General features: G+C 44.0%; 14 protein-coding genes. 9 read left to right on the top strand and 5 right to left on the bottom strand.

Annotation, left to right across the window (positions count from 1 at the left end; all coding sequences use genetic code 11):
- Window positions 1–88: 88 nt before the first annotated feature.
- From sucA to sucD, 4 genes are all read left to right on the top strand, one after another.
- Entirely contained in the window at window positions 89–2,908 is a 2,820-nt protein-coding gene (gene sucA, locus OCW38_RS04230) for a 2-oxoglutarate dehydrogenase E1 component (protein WP_010436776.1), read from the top strand.
- A 21-nt stretch (window positions 2,909–2,929) separates the two neighbouring features.
- Window positions 2,930–4,138 (top strand): 2-oxoglutarate dehydrogenase complex dihydrolipoyllysine-residue succinyltransferase, encoded by a 1,209-nt coding sequence (gene odhB / locus OCW38_RS04235; protein WP_016767487.1) that lies wholly within the window; start codon window positions 2,930–2,932, stop codon window positions 4,136–4,138.
- Window positions 4,139–4,344: 206 nt separating this feature from the next.
- Entirely contained in the window at window positions 4,345–5,511 is a 1,167-nt protein-coding gene (gene sucC, locus OCW38_RS04240; protein ID WP_010436793.1) for an ADP-forming succinate--CoA ligase subunit beta, read from the top strand.
- A complete protein-coding gene (gene sucD / locus OCW38_RS04245; RefSeq protein WP_004734209.1) occupies window positions 5,511–6,383 on the top strand; it encodes a succinate--CoA ligase subunit alpha in 873 nt (290 codons plus the stop codon). The genes sucC and sucD overlap by 1 nt, the downstream gene beginning before the upstream one ends.
- Window positions 6,384–6,507: 124 nt before the next feature.
- On the opposite strand, the gene znuB is transcribed toward sucD, so the two are convergent.
- A complete protein-coding gene (gene znuB, locus OCW38_RS04250) occupies window positions 6,508–7,293 on the bottom strand; it encodes a zinc ABC transporter permease subunit ZnuB (RefSeq protein WP_010436798.1) in 786 nt (261 codons plus the stop codon).
- Window positions 7,293–8,075: a zinc ABC transporter ATP-binding protein ZnuC gene (znuC, locus tag OCW38_RS04255; protein ID WP_010436800.1), complete on the bottom strand. Its 783-nt coding sequence runs from the start codon at window positions 8,073–8,075 to the stop codon at window positions 7,293–7,295. The genes znuB and znuC overlap by 1 nt, the downstream gene beginning before the upstream one ends.
- 83 nt (window positions 8,076–8,158) lie before the next feature.
- Between znuC and znuA the strand changes: the two genes are divergently transcribed.
- The gene (gene znuA, locus OCW38_RS04260) at window positions 8,159–9,043 is read left to right on the top strand and encodes a zinc ABC transporter substrate-binding protein ZnuA (RefSeq protein WP_016787725.1); all 885 of its coding nucleotides are present in this window, start codon (window positions 8,159–8,161) and stop codon (window positions 9,041–9,043) included.
- Between the two features lie 281 nt (window positions 9,044–9,324).
- Window positions 9,325–12,675, top strand: coding sequence for a helix-turn-helix domain-containing protein (locus OCW38_RS04265; RefSeq protein WP_261895201.1), 3,351 nt, complete (start codon window positions 9,325–9,327; stop codon window positions 12,673–12,675).
- Window positions 12,676–12,704: 29 nt separating this feature from the next.
- On the opposite strand, the gene OCW38_RS04270 is transcribed toward OCW38_RS04265, so the two are convergent.
- Window positions 12,705–12,914, bottom strand: a complete 210-nt coding sequence (locus OCW38_RS04270; protein WP_133146315.1) for a hypothetical protein — start codon at window positions 12,912–12,914, stop codon at window positions 12,705–12,707.
- Between the two features lie 416 nt (window positions 12,915–13,330).
- On the opposite strand from OCW38_RS04270, the gene OCW38_RS04275 reads away from it, so the two are divergent.
- The 3 genes from OCW38_RS04275 to OCW38_RS04285 are packed head-to-tail and all read left to right on the top strand — an operon-like array spanning window position 13,331 to window position 16,053.
- Complete coding sequence (locus OCW38_RS04275) at window positions 13,331–13,552, top strand: FeoA family protein (RefSeq protein WP_004734203.1); 222 nt, start codon at window positions 13,331–13,333, stop codon at window positions 13,550–13,552.
- Window positions 13,553–15,826: a Fe(2+) transporter permease subunit FeoB gene (feoB, locus tag OCW38_RS04280; RefSeq protein WP_010436809.1), complete on the top strand. Its 2,274-nt coding sequence runs from the start codon at window positions 13,553–13,555 to the stop codon at window positions 15,824–15,826. It abuts the gene before it with no gap.
- Window positions 15,823–16,053: a FeoC-like transcriptional regulator gene (locus OCW38_RS04285; RefSeq protein WP_010436811.1), complete on the top strand. Its 231-nt coding sequence runs from the start codon at window positions 15,823–15,825 to the stop codon at window positions 16,051–16,053. Before feoB ends, OCW38_RS04285 begins: the two co-directional genes overlap by 4 nt.
- Window positions 16,054–16,185: 132 nt before the next feature.
- Here OCW38_RS04285 and OCW38_RS04290 read toward each other — a convergent pair whose 3' ends face one another.
- Both OCW38_RS04290 and argS read right to left on the bottom strand, forming a co-directional pair.
- Window positions 16,186–16,614, bottom strand: coding sequence for an HIT family protein (locus OCW38_RS04290; RefSeq protein WP_016787723.1), 429 nt, complete (start codon window positions 16,612–16,614; stop codon window positions 16,186–16,188).
- Between the two features lie 106 nt (window positions 16,615–16,720).
- The gene (gene argS / locus OCW38_RS04295) at window positions 16,721–18,454 is read right to left on the bottom strand and encodes an arginine--tRNA ligase (protein ID WP_010436816.1); all 1,734 of its coding nucleotides are present in this window, start codon (window positions 18,452–18,454) and stop codon (window positions 16,721–16,723) included.
- Window positions 18,455–18,534: the final 80 nt, after the last annotated feature.

Below are 18,534 nucleotides of genomic sequence, written 5' to 3' on the forward strand. Positions count from 1 at the left end.
AAATTGCCGCCCTAGAAGTTTTGGGGCGGCCTTTTAATAGCTCGGCTCAGACCGCAGCAAACGTGAAAACTACTGGTTAAGGGAAAATATGCACAACGGCGTGATGAAGGCATGGCTCGAGTCTTCACACTTGGCTGGCGCCAATGCAACGTACGTAGAAGAACTCTATGAACTGTATCTAAGTGACCCCGATTCGGTAAGTGACGAATGGAGAAGCGTTTTCGAAGAATTGCCTGTGCAAGCTTCAGAAACGGTGGAACAACCACACTCTCGTGTTCGTGAATACTTCCGTCGACTCGCTCAAGAAACAAAGCATTACAGTGTCCAAGTTAGTGATCCAGATGTCGATGCGAAACAAGTAAAAGTTCTGCAACTTATTAATGCCTATCGATTCCGAGGGCATCAAGCAGCAAATCTAGACCCCCTCGGTTTATGGAAAAGAGATACAGTTGCAGAGCTGGATCCTTCTTTCCACACTCTTACCGAAGATGACCTCAATGAGACGTTTAACGTCGGTTCTTTTGCCATAGGCCAAGAGACGATGGTGCTTAAAGATCTCTATAAATCTCTTAAGCAAACTTATTGTGGGTCTATCGGTGCTGAATACATGCACATGACGAATACAGAGCAAAAACGTTGGATTCAACAACGTTTAGAATCTGTATCTGGTCAACCATCTTTCAATAAAGAAGAAAAGCAAGCTTTCCTAGAAGAGCTAACAGCTGCTGAAGGTCTTGAGCGCTATCTTGGTGCTAAGTTCCCAGGCGCTAAACGTTTCTCATTAGAAGGTGGTGATGCTCTTATTCCAATGACGAAAGAAATTATTCGTCATGCTGGTGGACAAGGCATGCGTGAAGTTGTTGTTGGTATGGCTCACCGTGGTCGTCTAAACATGCTGGTCAATGTGCTTGGTAAAAAGCCACAAGATCTGTTTGACGAATTTGCGGGCAAGCACAATGACGACACGTGGGGCACTGGTGATGTGAAATACCACCAAGGTTTCTCTGCAGACTTCGCAACACCAGGCGGCAATGTTCACTTAGCACTCGCATTTAACCCATCACACTTAGAAATCGTAAACCCGGTAGTTATCGGCTCAGTGCGTGCTCGTCAAGATCGTCTAGGCGATAAAGATGGCAGCAGCGTACTTCCAATTACTATTCACGGTGACTCAGCAATTGCTGGCCAAGGTGTAGTACAAGAGACGTTTAACATGTCTCAAGCGCGTGGTTTCTGTGTCGGTGGTACGGTTCGTATCGTTGTAAATAACCAAGTTGGTTTTACAACATCTAACCCTCGCGATACACGCTCTACGATGTACTGTACTGATATTGCGAAGATGGTTCAGGCTCCGATTTTCCATGTCAACTCTGATGATCCAGAAGCGGTCGCTTTCGTTGCTCGCCTGGCACTAGATTATCGTAATACGTTTAAGCGTGATGTTGTTATTGATTTGGTTTGTTACCGTCGCCATGGTCACAATGAAGCCGATGAGCCAAACGCAACACAGCCTTTGATGTACCAAAAAATCAAGAAACACCCAACACCACGTAAGCTGTATGCTGACGTACTGATGGAGCGCGGTGAGTTTGGTATTGATACGGCAACCCAACTCGTTAACGAGTATCGTGATGCACTTGATCACGGTGAAGTTGTGGTTAAAGAGTGGCGCCCAATGGCACTTCATTCTGTTGACTGGTCTCCATACCTTGGTCACGACTGGAACATTGAATGGGACAACAAAATTGATATCGAGCGCCTGAAAGAGCTTGGTAGCAAACTTTGCCAATACCCAGACAGCCATAAGCTGCAAAGCCGAGTCAATAAACTGTACAACGATCGTACTGCCATGGTGAATGGTGAAAAACAAGTCGATTGGGGTATGGCTGAAACTCTGGCTTACGCAACACTGGTTGATGATGGAAAACGCATTCGTATCTCTGGCCAAGATTCTGGTCGTGGTACCTTCTTCCACCGTCACTCAGTTTTGCACAATCAATCAGATGCGAGCACTTACGTTCCTCTTGCGAACATCCATGATAAACAAGGGCCATTCCAAGTGTTTGACTCTGTGTTATCTGAAGAAGCAGTACTAGCGTTTGAGTATGGTTATGCAACAGCAGAGCCAAGCGGTCTAACCCTTTGGGAAGCACAATTTGGTGATTTCGCAAACGGTGCACAGGTTGTGATCGACCAATTTATCTCATCAGGTGAGCAAAAGTGGGCACGTCTATGCGGCCTAACAATGTTACTTCCTCACGGTTATGAAGGCCAAGGCCCAGAGCACTCTTCTGCACGTCTTGAGCGTTACCTTCAGTTATGTGCTGAACAAAACATGCAGGTTGTTGTTCCTTCAACGCCGGCGCAGGTTTATCACATGATTCGACGTCAGGTTGTTCGACCAATGCGTCGTCCTCTGATCGTAATGTCGCCTAAATCATTGCTTCGTCACCCTTTGTGTACGTCTTCTATGGAAGATTTAGCCGAAGGTACGTTCCAACCAGCAATAGCAGAAATTGATGATCTGGCTCCTGAGAACGTAAAACGCGTCGTGTTCTGTTCAGGTAAGGTTTACTTTGACCTGCTTGATCAAAGACGTAAGAACGAGCAAGACGATGTCGCTATTGTACGTATTGAGCAACTTTACCCGTTCCCTTATGAGGACGTAAGAGCTGCAATCGCACAGTACACAAATGTAGTCGATTACGTTTGGTGTCAAGAAGAGCCACAAAACCAAGGTGCTTGGTACAGTAGCCAACATAATTTCCGAGCTGCTATCCCAGTAGGTGCTGATATTCAATACGCAGGTCGTCCTGCGTCAGCATCACCAGCTGTTGGCTATATGTCGGTACACTTGAAACAACAAAAAGCGTTAGTTGACGACGCTTTGACCCTACTTAAGAACTAGAAGTAAAAGGAAAATACGCACATGACAATTGAAATTCTGGTTCCAGATTTACCTGAATCTGTGGCTGATGCAACAGTTGCTACTTGGCACAAAAAACCGGGCGAAGCGGTTGCACGTGATGAAGTCATTGTAGATATCGAAACAGATAAAGTAGTTCTAGAAGTACCGGCTCCTGAAGCGGGTGTTCTGGAAGCTATCATCGAAGAAGAGGGTGCTACGGTACTTTCTAAGCAACTTCTGGCTAAAATCAAGCCGGGTGCTGTCGCTGGTGAACCAACGAAAGACACCACTGAAGATACAGAAGCATCTCCTGATAAGCGCCATAAGGCTGCGCTAACAGAAGAGAACAACGATGCACTAAGCCCAGCTGTTCGTCGCCTGCTTGCTGAACACAACCTACAACCGGTTGACGTTAAAGGCACTGGTGTTGGTGGTCGTATTACTCGTGAAGACATCGACGCACATCTAGCAGCAGCGAAAGCGGCGCCGGCAGCAGCATCTGCACCAGCAGTTGAAGCGCCAGCAGCGGCTCGTAGCCAAAAACGTGTGCCTATGACTCGCCTACGTAAGACAGTTGCAAACCGTCTTCTAGAAGCGAAAAACAGCACAGCAATGCTGACTACTTTCAACGAAGTGAATATGAAGCCAATCATGGACCTTCGTAAGCAGTACAAAGACCAATTTGAGAAGCGTCACGATACGCGTCTTGGTTTCATGTCTTTCTACGTGAAAGCAGTAACAGAAGCACTGAAACGTTTCCCAGAAGTGAACGCTTCTATTGATGGTACAGATATCGTTTATCACAACTACTTCGACATCAGCATGGCAGTATCAACGCCACGTGGTCTGGTGACTCCAGTACTGAAAGACTGTGACACACTAGGTTTCGCTGACATCGAAAAAGGCATCAAAGAGCTAGCAATCAAAGGCCGTGACGGCAAGCTAACTGTTGACGAGCTGATGGGCGGTAACTTTACTATCACAAACGGTGGTGTATTTGGTTCTCTAATGTCTACGCCAATCATTAACCCGCCTCAAGCGGCAATTTTGGGTATGCACAAAATCCAAGACCGTCCAATGGCTGTTGATGGCAAGGTAGAGATTCTACCAATGATGTACCTAGCGCTTTCTTACGATCACCGTCTAATCGATGGCCGTGAATCAGTTGGCTTCCTAGTGACCATCAAAGAGCTTCTAGAAGATCCTGCACGTCTGCTATTAGACGTTTAGTATCGCTAAAACGTCTAGTTAACCCTGTTAGCTAGACGTAAAAAGTTTCAAAGGCTAGGCTGCTCAACGTCTGGCCTTCAATTGAACTGTAAAGCCATTAGAAAATGGACAGCAGTTGATTTGAGAAGACCCTACAGACGTAACACAGGAAACTGTGTCGTTATGGAAATAATAATCCCTTAAGGGAAAATAAACGGAATATCAAAATGAATTTGCATGAATACCAAGCCAAACAGCTGTTTGCAGAATTCGGTTTGCCTGTACCTGAAGGTTTCGCGTGTGACACAGCACAAGAAGCTTTCGAAGCTGCAGGCCGTATTAGTACAGCCAAGAAAGTTGTTAAGTGTCAAGTACACGCTGGTGGTCGCGGTAAAGCGGGCGGCGTAGAGCTACATGACACTAAAGAAGGCGTTAAAGAGTTTGCACAAAAGTGGCTAGGTAAAAACCTAGTGACTTACCAAACAGACGCTAATGGTCAGCCTGTAACAAAAATCCTAGTTGAAGAAGCATCGAACATTGCTAACGAGCTTTATCTAGGTGCTGTTGTTGACCGTGCAACGCGCAAAATTGTATTCATGGCGTCAACTGAAGGCGGTGTGGACATTGAGAAGATCGCTGAAGAAACTCCAGAGTTGATTCACCAATCTGCGATCGACCCTCTTGTTGGCCCTCAAGCTTACCAAGGTCGTGAACTTGCGTTCAAACTTGGTCTAGTTGGCGATCAAATTAAACAGTTCGTTAAGATCTTCATGGGTCTTGGCCAAATGTTCTCTCAGTACGACCTAGCTCTACTAGAAATCAACCCGCTTGTAATCACTGGCGAAGGCAACCTGCTTTGTCTAGACGGCAAGATCAACATCGACTCAAACGCGATGTACCGTCAGCCTAAACTACGTGAAATGCACGATCCATCTCAAGAAGACGAACGCGAAGCACACGCAGCGCAGTGGGAACTGAACTACGTAGCACTTGATGGCAACGTTGGCTGTATGGTTAACGGTGCAGGCCTTGCGATGGGTACGATGGATATCGTAAACCTACACGGCGGCAAGCCAGCAAACTTCCTTGATGTAGGTGGCGGCGCGACAAAAGAACGTGTAGCTGAAGCATTCAAGATCATCCTTTCTGATGACAATGTTAAAGCAGTACTAGTAAACATCTTCGGTGGCATCGTTCGTTGTGACATGATCGCTGAAGGTATTATCGGTGCGGTTAAAGAAGTTGGCGTAACAGTTCCTGTAGTTGTTCGTCTAGAAGGTACTAACGCAGACCTAGGTCGCGAAGTACTTGCTAATTCTGACGTTGATATCATTGCAGCTGAATCTCTAACAGATGCTGCTCAGAAAGTTGTTGCTGCTGCGGAGGCTAAATAATGTCTGTATTAATTAACAAAGACACTAAAGTAATCTGTCAGGGTTTCACTGGCGGTCAAGGTACATTCCACTCAGACCAAGCTATCGCATACGGTACGCAAATGGTTGGTGGTGTTTCACCTGGTAAGGGTGGTCAAACTCACCTAGGCCTTCCAGTATTCAACACAGTACGTGAAGCAGTAGAAGTAACAGGCGCAACAGCAACCGTTATCTATGTACCAGCTCCTTTCTGTAAAGATGCAATCCTAGAAGCAATTGATGCAGGTATCGAACTGATCGTAACGATCACTGAAGGTATCCCTACAACAGATATGATCGACGTTAAAGTGAAGCTAGAAGAAACTGGCGTTCGCATGATCGGTCCTAACTGTCCAGGTCTTATTACTCCAGATGAGTGTAAGATTGGTATTATGCCTGGTCATATCCATAAGAAGGGTAAAGTAGGTATTGTATCGCGCAGCGGTACTCTGACGTACGAAGCAGTTAAGCAAACAACAGATGAAGGCTTTGGTCAGTCAACATGTGTTGGTATCGGTGGTGACCCAATCCCAGGTTCAAACTTCATTGATATCCTAAAACTTTTCCAAGAAGACCCAGAGACTGAAGCAATCGTAATGATTGGTGAAATCGGTGGTACTGCGGAAGAAGAAGCGGCTGAGTTCATCAAAGCGAACGTAACTAAGCCAGTTGTTTCTTACATCGCTGGTGTTACAGCTCCTCCGGGTAAACGTATGGGCCACGCAGGCGCAATCATTTCTGGCGGTAAAGGTACTGCTGAAGATAAATTCGCAGCACTAGAAGCAGCAGGCGTTAAGACAGTTAAGTCTCTTGCTGACATCGGTAAAGGCCTACGTGAAATCACAGGTTGGTAATCAGCTAACTTTTATCGAATGAGATAGAAGTTAACTGAACGATATAAAAAAGGCTTGGTCACTGACCAAGCTTTTTTATGTTCCCGAGATACGAGATACGAGATACGAGATACGAATCGTATGATTACGCTCGGGTCTTAACCATCTGAGATAGCATAAACATCGCAGCCGCACTGATAACCACAGACGGGCCAGCAGGCGTGTCATAGAACCAAGACAAGCTTAATCCACCGAATACAGAGATAGAGCCAATAATGGAAGCAAGGAACGCCATCTGTTCCGGTGTATTAGAAAACTTCCTTGCAGTTGCTGCTGGAATGATTAGCAGTGATGTCATGATCAACGCACCCACAAATTTCATACCGACAGCAATCACGATACCAACAAGCAGCATCAAAATCAGACGCATTAAATCAATGTTTATACCGTCAACAGCCGCGAGATCTTCGTTAACTGTCGTTGATAATAGTGGTCGCCAAAAGATAGCCAGTACCAGTCCAATTACAGCGGCACCCGCATAGATGAACACTAAATCAGTCGGAGATACCGCCAGCAAGTCACCAAATAGGTAGCTCATCAGATCAATACGAACATTGTCTAAGAAGCTGACAGCAACCAAGCCAAGTGATAGCGCACTGTGCGCCAAAATACCGAGTAGGGTATCCGTCGCGACCAGCTTTTGTTTTTGCAATGTTACGAGCAACACAGCCAGCATCAAACAACAGATCAGCAGCGCGAAGTACAAGTTAATGTTGAACAGGAAGCCAAGCGCTAAGCCCATCAGAGAGGCGTGTGCAAGGGTGTCACCAAAATAAGCCATCTTGCGCCACACTACAAACGAACCCAGTGGTCCAGCAATAAGAGCAATGCCTAAGCCTGCAAGAATAGAAGGTAGAAGAAACTCAAGCATTAGTGGTGATGTCCGTGTTTATGGTTGGAGCAGTCGTGCACATCTCCAGAAACTGGCTGGCCGGCCAAGTCATGGTGATGGTGGTCATGTTGGTGGTGGTAGAAAGCCAAACTCTCTTGAACCGCGGTACCGAATAGCGCTATATAAGAAGGGTGGTGCTTGATATCAGCTGGTGCACCAGAACAACAGATGTGGTGATGCAGACAGATCACATCGTCTGTTTTTGCCATCACTAAATGCAAGTCATGTGAAACCATAAACACAGCACAACCAAAGCGGTGACGGATGGAATCTATCAGATCGTAAAGATCGATTTGGCCTTGTACATCAACACCTTGTGCGGGTTCATCAAGAACGAGCAGATCGGGTCTTTTCAAAAGAGAGCGAGCGATCAGCACACGTTGGTTTTCGCCACCAGACAGTTGATGCATGTTACTTTTCATCAGGTGTTCAGCGCCCACTAGCATCAAAGACTCTAGGATCTCTTGTTTACTGAATTTTCCGGTGAGCTTAAGAAAACGCTCTACATTGAGAGGCAGAGAGTCGTTCAGCTTTAGCTTTTGAGGAACGTAACCAATTTTTAGTTTTTTTGATTTGGTGATCTTTCCGGAATATTTGTTCTGGAGCCCAAGTAGTACCTTAACTAAGGTTGATTTCCCCGCGCCATTTGGCCCAATTAGGGTAGTGATTCTGCCACGCTCTAAATTTAGAGATATGTTGTCTAAAACTTTTCGACCGTCAAATTCGACGCTCACAGAATCTAGTTGGATTAAGTTATCCATGAATAGAACTCATTTGCAATTCGCTAATGTTATAATGTAACATTTACCTCAAGCCTAAGCTACTTTTCTATTATCGAGGGATTATGTCACGTTCATCTTTTATACTTGCTACTTTGCTTTTAGCGCCAAGTGTTGCAAGTGCTAATACTATTTTAACAAGTTTTAAACCAATTCAAATGATTGTCACGGAATTAACGCAAGGCGTTAGTGAACCGGATGTGCTAATGAACAGTAATGCTTCGCCGCATGATTATGCGCTTAAGCCATCTGATGTCAAAAAAGTTCATAGTGCTGACATGGTGATTTGGTTCGGTCCTGACCTTGAAGCCTTTTTGACTAAGGTGATTGGTTCGAAAGAAAACGTTATAAAGATCAGTTCAATTCCTGGAATTGAACTGAGAGAATTTGGGCATGAAGACCACGACGCGCATGAAGGACATAACCATGGTAGCCATGACCCACATTTTTGGCTAGGTATCGATCAAGTTGAAGTCGCCGCTAAATATATCTCAGCTAAGTTGATTGAAACTGATCCTGATAACGCGATGGCGTATCAAGAGAACCTAGATTCATTCCTCATTGCTTTGAAAGATAAAGAACAATCGATTCGTGACCAAATTGCACCAGTGAAAAATAAAGGTTATTACGTGTTCCACGATGCGTATGGTTACTTTGAACAAGAATTTGAATTGAATAACTTAGGTCACTTTACGGTTAGTCCTGAACGTAAACCCGGAGCTAAAAGTCTGATTGCAATCAAGAAAACTTTGGTACGTGACAATGTCCAATGTGTATTCTCTGAGCCTCAATTTACACCTGCTGTGATTGAGTCGGTAACTCGTGGAAGTAATGCGAAGCAAGGGCAACTTGACCCGGTAGGTTCAAGTGTTGAAGTGAAGAGTGGAAGTTATTTCGATTTTCTTCAGCAACTTACAGATAGTTACACAAGCTGCTTAAGTGCTGAGTAATTAATATAAAGTAGTCATTACCTTACTTTGTTCCCGATAATTCATGAATCATGCCGCTTTTTTGCGGCATTTTCGTGACCGCTAAGATAAAACCTTTCAACAAATCGTAAACCTCCTTTCTCCTTCGTTAAATTCCGCTAAAATAGAAAGATAATTATAATCACAAAAAAACTCAGCTTATGTTCAAGCAGTGGTGAACCATTGCGGCTACTGAAATTTCATGTGTTGTTGCTGTTCAGGATTAAAAGTTGTATCAGATTATCTTCAAAGTGCTCATGTTAATGAGTGTTTCATTTAGCGTTCTAGCGGTAAATACATCACCCTCTGTTTTCTATCCTTTGCCTGTTCAAGCACAAGGGAATTTTCTTGCGGCCAAAAACCTATATCTCGGGGCTGGAGGAGGTCTCTGGATCCACGATGTGCATGGAAAAGTTCTATTTTACGATGGTCGTACCCTGCTACCGAGAAAGGGCAGTCTTCTACAATTTTCTTCAGAAAAAGTGGCGTTTCTCAACGATGAATTTTGGAGTTTTTTCGATAACGAGGTTTATCGACATACCCCAGGTATCGGTAATGAGCTCGCGTTTAGTCTAAGCCCCGGTGCTGAGATCGTTAATATCGGTGTATCTGGTGATTATATTTGGGTGACCGATGGTAGCAATTTTTATACTTACAATACGCAATCTCTAGAATTCAACACTTATTCATTACTCAAGCTGTATCGATATAACAATAGCAGTGACATCGTAATTAATGACGCAGAGCGTGTGTTGTCTAAATGGGTATTAGCGACGAGTTCGGGAGTTTATCTTTCGGAAAATCAAGAGTTTACTCACATTGCCGCATCAGACAAGCACCACATTGAGACGGTTTATTTCTCGAACACTAGACGCGAACTCATTATTGGGACTTTAAATGGTGCGGTCATTGTTGATCTTGCTGATCCAGATAAAGAGATATTTGTTCGAGGTTCACATGTGTTGTCTCTTGCTGAAACGTCTGATCAATATTGGATAGGTACAGAGCACGGGCTCGTTAGCTATAATTTTATTACTGGTCAAGTTACACGTTTTGATCAAACTGCCAATCAAGATTTCTCATTGCCAGGCGAGAAAATATATTCGCTGATCAATGACCATGCGGGGGGAATGTGGGTTGCGACCAATAATGGTATTCGATATTTTTCACTATTCAGTAAGACATTCTCTAGAACGCCGCTAACAGGAATGGGAATGCATTCCAGCAGCGTGGTGATAAATAGGATACAGCCTGTGAATGATAATCTATCGTGGGTTGCATCTTCGATGGGGCTGTATTTAGTCGACTCTCAAAGTGAAGCCCCCCCAGTTCGTGTTTATCAAAAACCTGTAAAGGACTTAGAGGTTTTTGATACTTCAATCTGGCTGGCAACAAAAGACGGTATTATTAGTATTAATACCAATACATTAGAACTTCAAGAGCTCAACTTACCGAGATCTGTTGAGGGTATCCACATTGAGAACTTTGCGCTTCAAGCTGACAATGTGCTCTGGATGAGTTCGGGGCAAAACCTTTATTCATTGTTGCTTGATACTATGGCTCTCACCAGTTATGGCACTGATTGGTTGGTTGATAAGTTTTTGCCAGCGAAAATTACTGACCTTAATATGGGTTTGCAAGGCAGTCTTTATATTGGTACAGATCACGGATTCTATTCCTTTATTGATAAGAGAATTAGCTTCAGTCGTTTGAGTGAGCGGTTTGGTAAAGTTGTTGATATCGAACAGGCCAAAGATGGCGCACAGTGGTTCGCGGGTAGTTATGGGGTGTATCGAATGCCTCATGACACCAACGTCATTGAAGAGGTTGCTCTTATTGAAGATAACATTAGCCCAAATTGCTTGATCAGCGATGATAACGGTGTTTGGTTAGGGTCTTCGAAAGGTGTAAGTTACTACGGGCTTGATGGGCAATTACTCAAACATATTGGTTCGCCATTTGGTCTGATCACTAATGAACTGACTGCTGGTGCGTGTGCCCTGTTTTACAGTGATGAGAATCAATCATCTCGGTTGGTTTTAGGCTCAAAATATGGTGTGGTTACAGCACTGTCCAATGAGTTATTGGTTTCGACCACACCTCATAGCCGAGCATTACTCAGTAAGATAAGTGTTGATCAGCAAACTGTATCACTTGGTGGTAAAACAGTTGACCTAGAGGAAGTGCCTTACGGTTCATCGATTGGCTTTAAGCTTGGTATTTTACCCGCGACATTCGCGCCTGCGATGGAATATCGGCTCACCGATGACGAGCCGTGGAGCGAATTTGAGGGTGGTTTGTTAACACTGGATCATTTGCTCCCAGGTGATTACACGCTAGAAGTTAAGCCGGTGAAAGATTCTCATTATCGATTTGTGTCTACAACCCAAAGTTTCTCAATTGCTGAGCCTTGGTACTTGAGTAATTGGGCTGTAGCTAGTTCTCTTACGATGTTAATTGGATTGGTGACTGTTCTTGTTTTTTGGCGTTCGCGTTATGTCACTTTTGCCAACAGACACTTGAAAGCGCAAGTTGCATTAAAAACGGACCAGCTGAGACATCAAAGTCGTATTTTATTGACGACCAATCAACAACTCAAGAAACAGCTGTTGGTCAAAAATGTTTTGGTCTCACATACAGCGAAGGAGTTATCTGATGAAGTGACTCAGATTGCTGCGATGTTACCTAGTTGGAACGATGACCAAGGTCAGTCACCAATCCTGACGTTGAAGAACGGGCTCGCCCAATTGACCAATAGCCAAGAAGGTTCAGAGACAGTCTGTTGCGATGTAATTTTAGTATTGGAATCTGTGCTTAAAGCGTGGAAAGGTGATCTAGCTAAAGCGGGTATTGAGCTCGATATTAACGTTGAAACCAAGCATAGGCATGTGTCGTTGTTGTATTTCAATTTGGATATCATTTTTAATAGCTTAGTTGCGAGTATCATTAAGAGAAATTTTAAATCGCAGAGTATGGTGGTATTGGTTGAAGAGGTTGAAGAGCATTTAGTCGTGACCATTCGCGATCATGGTATGCCTTTTCCTAAATTGGCTTCATCGATTAATGAAAGCAATGGAAAGTCGACTGATCTTAATATCGAGAAACTACCTTTGTTAATCAATCAAAGCGGTGGCGAGCTCAACGCTTTTGTTTCTGATTCTCAAAACAAGGTTCAGCTTTCATGGCCAATTGAATATCAGGTTTTGGATGACCTTGAAGCAAGCACAATAGAACAGATTGAAACGATTAAGCTTGCCGCTTCGTCACCAGAGCAACAAAAACTGACGGCAGAACAAGAATGGAAAAATAAAGTGTCTCAGCTTGTTAGTGAACATTACGCTGATGCGGAGTTTGGCACTGCAACAGCTGCTAAATACTTGTTCATGTCAGAGAGAAGCTTACAAAGACGCTTTAAATCGGCTTACAACAAGACATTCAAAGAGCACCTTAATCAAGTTCGCTTAGAGCATGCTTGTGAAAGGTTATTGGCCGGAGAAAAGGTGTCAGACGTCGCGTTCGATTCTGGCTTTAATGACCCTTCTTATTTCAGCCAGCGATTTAAGCACCACTTTGGCATGTCTCCATCTAAGTTTGCGGAAAATAACGAAGAGTAATCAACCGCAGGTTTATTCCTGTCTAAAGGTCAATAAAGACACCTTGAGCCTCGACATTCATGTCGGGGCTTTTTTAGGGTTTTACGGAAGATACGGAAGATACGGAAGATACGGAAGATACGGAAGATACGGAAGATACGGAAGATACGGAAGATACGGAAGATATTTGGAGTTGGGAGTTCTAACGATTTTTGGTGGAAAGTGACAAAATTAAGGAAAGAAAAAAAATATCGTGGCATAGCCGGGGGGACTATACCACGGGTGCCAAGGACACCTTCGCTTGCTGCCGGAGTGATATGGAAACCACACCACCTCTGGAATAAAATTAAAGAGAAGTAATTTCTCTTCGATGGAGAAACTATACGGTGAGTTACTTATTTTACTTATAAAATTAACGCCAGATATCTGTGAGAAAACCGACATTGTGTTAAATTGTTGATATTTAATGATTTATTTTGGTTTTGATTGGGCGGTACTCGTGAGGTAGTTCTCGCTAATTGTTGAAAGTAACGTTTTTGACGTAAACGTTTTTAACGAAATTTACGAGTATGTATTTCCGAAAACTTTGATTTCACACAATAGAATTGTGGTCATGTATGTGTATCATGGCTGTTAATAACAATCTTTCTCATTATCAGTCACGAATTGGGTATTTATGAAACTTTCACAACTCGAGCAAGGAAAAGCGGCTTCTATTGTTGCACTAACAGGCCTAACACCGGACGTTAGAAAAAAACTAATGGTTATGGGGATGCTGCCAAAAACCGAGGTGACGTTGATTCGTCGCGCACCTATGGGTGATCCGCTTCAAGTTGAAGTGAGAGGGGTTTCAATTGCCATTCGTGAAAGCATTGCAGAACAAATCGAGGTTATCTAAATGGATTATCAAGTTCTTACCGTTGGTAACCCTAATAGTGGTAAAACAACATTATTCAATGCACTGACTGGTGCGAAACAGCACGTTGGTAACTGGGTTGGTGTAACCGTAGAAAAGAAAACGGGTTTGTATTCGCATGCGGGCGATCAGTTTCAACTGACTGACCTTCCAGGTATCTACGCTCTTGATAGTGGTAATGATGCTAACAGTATTGATGAATCTATCGCGTCTCGTGCCGTTTTGACTCATCCAGCTGACGTTATCATCAATGTTGTCGACGCTAGCTGTCTAGAACGAAGCTTATACATGACATTACAGCTACGTGAGTTGGGGCGCCCAATGATCGTTGTGTTGAACAAAATGGATGTGTTAAAGCGTGAACGTCAGGTGATTAATCTTAAAGCGCTAGAGAAAGAGCTAGGTTGCCCTGTGCTAAGTTTGTCTGCAAACGACAAAGGTCAAGTGGTTCGCTTTAAAGAGCGTCTTCATAAACTGCTTGTTCAAGGTGTGAGCCTTGATCCTATTTCTATTGATTACGACGTAGCTTTAGAGGCATTGATTCCTTCTGTTGAATCACAGTTCGATGATGCTGATGTTTCTCACCGAGCTTTGGCTATTCGTGCGTTAGAAAATGATTACTTGGTATTAAATGGGCTTGCCCCTCACACTCGCACCCAAATTGATAGTGTGCGTCTTAGTGCTGAGTTTGATATCGACCTCGCTGTTGCTGATGCAAAATACACTTTCTTACACGACCTTTGTAAACGTGTTCGTCGCAGCGAAGGTAAACTAAGCCGCAACTTTACAGAGAAAGCAGACCAATTCATTTTGAATAAATGGGTCGGTATTCCTTTCTTCTTCGTCATCATGTACCTAATGTTCATGTTCTCTATCAATATTGGTAGTGCGTTTATCGATTTCTTCGATATTGGTGTAGGGGCAATATTAGTTGATGGTGGACACCACTTACTGGATGGCCACTTACCTGTTTGGTTAGTAACCATACTCGCTGATGGTATCGGCGGTGGTGTTCAAACGGTTGCGACTTTCATTCCTGTTATCGCTGCACTGTACCTGTTCTTAGCTGTACTCGAAAGCTCGGGTTACATGGCTCGTGCGGCATTTGTACTTGATAAAGTAATGCAGAAGATTGGCTTACCGGGTAAAGCATTTGTACCGCTTGTACTGGGCTTTGGTTGTAACGTGCCTTCAATTATGGCGACGCGTACTCTTGACCAAGAACGCGAACGTAAACTGGCTGCATCAATGGCGCCGTTTATGTCATGTGGTGCTCGTCTTCCGGTGTACGCACTGTTCGCAGCAGCATTCTTCCCTGGCGCGGGACAAAACGTGGTATTCGCTCTGTACATCATGGGTATTGTTGCTTCTGTGTTTACGGGTCTGTTCCTTAAGAACACCATCTATCCAGGTAGCAGCGATAGCTTAGTAATGGAAATGCCAGATTACGAATTGCCGACAGTGCAAAACGTAATGCTTAAAACGTGGCAAAAACTGAAGCGTTTCGTACTTGGCGCAGGTAAAACTATCGTAATGGTTGTGGCAATCCTGAGCTTCTTGAACTCGCTAGGTATGGACGGCAGCTTTGGTAATGAAGACAGCGAAAACTCTGTGTTGTCTAAAGCGGCTCAAGTTGTAACGCCTGTATTCCAACCGATTGGTATTACGGAAGATAACTGGCCAGCAACGGTTGGTATTATTACGGGTATCTTCGCTAAAGAAGCGGTGGTGGGTACATTAAACAGTTTATATACAACACCATCCGATGAAGAAGCGGCTGAATTTGATTTAGCAGCAAGCCTGCAAGAAGCGGTAATGACCATTCCTGAAAACCTATCTGGCTTGAGTTATTCAGATCCTCTAGGTATTGAAGTTGGTGATTTGTCTGATTCAAGTTCTGTGGCGGCTGATCAAGAAGTGGATACCTCTATCTTTGGTAACTTGAAAGATAAATTCGTGTCAGGGCATGCTGCATTCGCTTACTTGATTCTTATTCTGCTTTACACACCTTGTGTGGCAGCGATGGGTGCTTATGTTCGTGAATTTGGTCAGATGTTTGCACGCTTCATAGCGGTTTGGACGATGGCTCTTGGGTACTTTGGTGCGACCTTCTACTACCAAGCAGCAAACTTTGCTGCCCATCCAGTGACAAGTGCAGTATGGATGGTGGCGATTGCTGGTGGTTTTGTGGTGACGTATCGTGTCTTCAAGAAAGTGGGCAGTAAGCAGAAAGCCTTAGAGGTGCAAGTCGTATGATTTTAACTGAACTTCATCAATACATTGATAGCCAAGGCGTTGCGGCTCGCAAAGAGCTCGCTGCAAAGTTTGGCATGAGTGAAGATGGCGTCGATGCGATGCTGAGTGTGTGGGTCAAGAAAGGAAAAGTTTCTCGCTTGGTCGATACCAACAAACATGGTCATACAACGCGTATTCGCTATACCATCAGTAAACAAGATGGTTTGTCGCTTAACGTGATGATGTAGTTCAGAGCTACATACACTCGTTGATAACGGCGAGGCTAGAAAATTAAAAAAGCCGCTTATTTTAGATAAGCGGCTTTTTGTTATGTGTCTTTTCTGAACTGTTAGGCTTTAAAGTTTAACGAGATATTCGAATTACGCTTTCTTGAAGATAGAGCTCAGTGACAGAACATTTTGAATACGAGTCAGGACAGCTGCTTGATCTTCTTCACTGCGTTGTTCGCCTTTGGTGTTACCCCATACAGGACCTGGCCACGCGATGTCATCTTTGAAGCGTGCAATATGGTGAATGTGTAGCTGAGGTACCATATTACCTAGCGCGCCTAGGTTTAACTTGTCTGGTTGGAACGTTGCTTCTAATGCTTGGCTTACCGCTTGAGACTCAAGCAAGAACTGCTGTTGTTCTTTCATTGGTAAGTGATGCAACTCTTTTAGGTTGGCACGTTTTGGTACCAAGATAACCCAAGGCACTGCACTGTCTTTGCTTAGCAGTGCCAAGCTTAGTGGAAATTCGCCGATAAGTGTGGTGTCTTTTGCTAACTGTGGGTGAAGTTCAAAGCTCATTATTATTATCCATTTCGATTTCTTGAATTCAGTATATGTTAGATAAAACAAAAGGTTGATGCTCTCACATCAACCTTTGTATTTATTCATTGTAACCCGAACGGAATTACATACGCTCTAGAGTTTCAATACCAAGAAGCGACAGACCTTGCTTGATAGTCTTAGCTGTCAGTGCAGCAAGCTTCAGGCGGCTTTGCTTAACGGTTTCATCTTCAGCCACAAGGATAGGGCATGCTTCGTAGAAGCTAGAGAATTGACCAGCAAGTTCGAATAGGTAGCTACACATGATGTGTGGCTGACCTTCGCGAGCAACAGACTGTACCGCTTCTTCAAATTGTAGAAGTTTTGCGATAAGTGCTTTCTCTTTCTCTTCAGTGACTTTGATTTCACCTTCAAGAGAGTCCATAGAAATGCCAGCTTTAGCAAAGATTGAAGCAACACGAGTGTATGCGTACTGCATGTACGGTGCTGTGTTGCCTTCAAATGCAAGCATGTTGTCCCAATCAAATACGTAGTCAGTAGTACGGTGCTTAGAAAGGTCTGCGTACTTAACCGCTGCCATTGCAACTGTGTTAGCAATTGTTGCTTTTTCTTCTTCCGCTAGTTCTGGGTTCTTAGATTCGATTAGCTGTGCTGCACGAACTTCTGCTTCATCAAGAAGATCTGCAAGACGAACAGTACCGCCTGCTCGAGTCTTGAATGGCTTACCATCTTTACCTAGCATCATGCCGAACGCGTGGTGCTCAAGAGAAACAGACTCTGGGATGTAGCCAGCTTTGCGAACGATAGTCCAAGCTTGCATTAAGTGTTGGTGTTGACGCGAGTCGATGAAGTAAAGAACACGATCAGCGCCTAACTCTTCAAAACGGTATTTTGCACAAGCAATATCGGTTGTTGTGTAAAGGAAGCCGCCATCACGTTTCTGGATGATAACGCCCATTGGGTCGCCATCTTTGTTTTTGTATTCGTCTAGGAATACAACTTGTGCACCATCATCTTCTTTAGCAAGACCTTGCTCTTTCAGATCTGCAACGATAGTTGGTAGCATGTTGTTGTACATACTTTCGCCCATTACGTCATCACGAGTAAGAGATACGTTTAGACGGTCGTAGTTACGTTGGTTTTGAATCATAGTAACGTCAACTAGCTTCTTCCACATCTCTGCGCAGAACTCATCGCCGCTTTGCAGTTTCACTACGTAGCCACGAGCTTTAACTGCGAACTCTTCGTCTTCGTCGTAAAGCTTTTTAGATTCACGGTAGAAGCCTTCAAGGTCAGCAAGTTCCATTGAAACTTCACCAGATTCAGCCTGAACGCGCTCAAGGTTTGCGATCAGCATACCGAATTGAGTTCCCCAGTCACCGATGTGGTTAGCACGGATAACGTTGTGACCTAAGAATTCTAGAGTACGAACAACCGCATCACCGATGATGGTTGAACGTAGGTGACCAACGTGCATTTCTTTTGCTACGTTTGGCGCAGAGTAATCTGCAACAATGGTTTGTGTTTCTGCTACTGCAACACCAAGACGAGAATCAGCCAACGCTGCATCTGCTTGTTTTGCTAGGAAAGCTTCATCTAGGAAGATGTTTAGGAAACCCGGACCAGCGATTTCAACTTTTGAAGCGATACCGTCTAGGTTTAGAACGTCCAATACTTTTTGAGCAAATTCTCGTGGGTTAGTGCCTAGTCGTTTAGCAACGCCCATAACGCCGTTTGCTTGGTAATCACCAAACTGTGGTTTTGCAGATTGGCGAACAGCAGCAGGAGAGCCTGCAGGTGCGCCAGCGGCTTCTAGAGCCTGAGATACTTTGTCATTAATAAGTGCTTGGATATTCACACGCGTTTCCTTCAATTCAAGGATGATAAGAGTGGCCATTATTTCATGGTCACTAAATTGGTTAATTATGCTTCTAGTTA

Source organism: Vibrio cyclitrophicus (assembly GCF_024347435.1).
Classification (GTDB): Bacteria; Pseudomonadota; Gammaproteobacteria; order Enterobacterales; family Vibrionaceae; genus Vibrio; species Vibrio cyclitrophicus.

Excerpts from the sequence above, each read along its gene's own strand:
- OCW38_RS04275 (WP_004734203.1), top strand. The coding sequence starts at position 13,331 with ATGAAACTTTCACAACTCGAGCAAGGAAAAGCGGCTTCTATTGTTGCA.
- sucC (WP_010436793.1), top strand. The coding sequence starts at position 4,345 with ATGAATTTGCATGAATACCAAGCCAAACAGCTGTTTGCAGAATTCGGT.
- OCW38_RS04270 (WP_133146315.1), bottom strand. The coding sequence starts at position 12,914 with ATGCCACGATATTTTTTTTCTTTCCTTAATTTTGTCACTTTCCACCAA.
- odhB (WP_016767487.1), top strand. The coding sequence starts at position 2,930 with ATGACAATTGAAATTCTGGTTCCAGATTTACCTGAATCTGTGGCTGAT.
- sucD (WP_004734209.1), top strand. The coding sequence starts at position 5,511 with ATGTCTGTATTAATTAACAAAGACACTAAAGTAATCTGTCAGGGTTTC.
- feoB (WP_010436809.1), top strand. The coding sequence starts at position 13,553 with ATGGATTATCAAGTTCTTACCGTTGGTAACCCTAATAGTGGTAAAACA.
- OCW38_RS04265 (WP_261895201.1), top strand. The coding sequence starts at position 9,325 with ATGAGTGTTTCATTTAGCGTTCTAGCGGTAAATACATCACCCTCTGTT.
- OCW38_RS04290 (WP_016787723.1), bottom strand. The coding sequence starts at position 16,614 with ATGAGCTTTGAACTTCACCCACAGTTAGCAAAAGACACCACACTTATC.
- znuB (WP_010436798.1), bottom strand. The coding sequence starts at position 7,293 with ATGCTTGAGTTTCTTCTACCTTCTATTCTTGCAGGCTTAGGCATTGCT.
- znuC (WP_010436800.1), bottom strand. The coding sequence starts at position 8,075 with ATGGATAACTTAATCCAACTAGATTCTGTGAGCGTCGAATTTGACGGT.
- sucA (WP_010436776.1), top strand. The coding sequence starts at position 89 with ATGCACAACGGCGTGATGAAGGCATGGCTCGAGTCTTCACACTTGGCT.
- znuA (WP_016787725.1), top strand. The coding sequence starts at position 8,159 with ATGTCACGTTCATCTTTTATACTTGCTACTTTGCTTTTAGCGCCAAGT.
- OCW38_RS04285 (WP_010436811.1), top strand. The coding sequence starts at position 15,823 with ATGATTTTAACTGAACTTCATCAATACATTGATAGCCAAGGCGTTGCG.